The 1,003-nt window shown below is 73.4% G+C and carries 1 protein-coding gene and 1 pseudogene; both read right to left on the reverse strand.

Going from position 1 to position 1,003, the window contains the following annotated elements; genetic code table 11:
• Positions 1-320: pseudogene (locus FV223_RS32255) on the reverse strand (outer membrane lipoprotein carrier protein LolA); the annotation flags it as partial.
• 189 nt (positions 321-509) lie between these two features.
• The coding region (locus FV223_RS28475) for a DNA translocase FtsK (RefSeq protein WP_281406311.1) at positions 510-1,003 on the reverse strand (494 nt) is incomplete at its 5' end.

The following is a 1,003-nucleotide window of genomic DNA, read 5'->3' on the forward strand; positions in this document are numbered from 1 at the left end:
GCGGCGACCTTCGCATCCGCCGCGGCGGGCTTGGCGGCGACCGGCTTGGCGGCGGGCTTCTCGGCCGAGCGCGACTTCGCGTCCTTCGCCGAGTCCTTGCTCGCATCCTTGGCCGCAGGCTTGGCGACCGTCTTCTTCGCGGGTGCCGCGGCCGGTGCGGCGGGGGCCGCCTCGGGCTCGGGCGCGGGAGCGGGCTGCTCCTTGCGGCCGAACAGGCCGTCGAGGAAGCTGCTGACCTGTGCGTCGGCCGGCGCCACCGGGGCGATCCAGGCCGCGACCGCGAGGAGCGATCCGGCAAGTCGGGTGCGGCGGCCGAGCATGGTCAGGCGTCTCCTGGGCGGGTGCGGCGTCCCGCAAGCGATGGTCGGCTTCAAGCGCGAAGGCGTGCGAAACGCCCGTCGCGCCGTGATGCCCCCTCGGGGCGCCGGGCCGTGTCGTCGGATGCCGTTAGAGCGGCGCCCTGTGGCGAAGATGCGACGCCGGCCGCGTTTCCGGCCGGCGCCTCGTCGTCACTCGTCGTCGTACATGCTGGCGGCGTGGGGCGCGCCCTCGACCAGGATCTCGCGCTTGCCGGCGTGGTTGGCCTGCCCGACGATGCCCTCGATCTCCATCCGCTCCATGATCGACGCGGCGCGGTTGTAGCCGATCTGCAGACGGCGCTGGATGTAGCTGGTCGACGCCTTGCGGTCGCGTAAGACCACCTGGATCGCCTGCTCGTAGAGGTCGCCGGCCTCGCCGCCCGACGCCGCCACGAAAGCGCCGACGTCGAAGACCGGAAGGTCGGCCTCCTCGGTCTCGGCCTCGACCGCCTCGGCCTTGCCCTTGCCCCTGCCGGCCGATTTCGGCGCCTCGTCGGACCCGTCGTCGGCGGTGACCGCCTCGAGGTAGGCCGGGCGGCCCTGGCGCTTGAGGTGGGCGACCACGCTCTCGACCTCCGAATCCGAGCAGAACGGCCCGTGCACCCGGGTCGTGCGCCCGCCGCCGGCCATGAACAGCATGTCGC

It is taken from the genome of Methylobacterium sp. WL116 (genome assembly GCF_008039455.1).
In the GTDB taxonomy this organism is placed as follows: Bacteria; Pseudomonadota; Alphaproteobacteria; order Rhizobiales; family Beijerinckiaceae; genus Methylobacterium.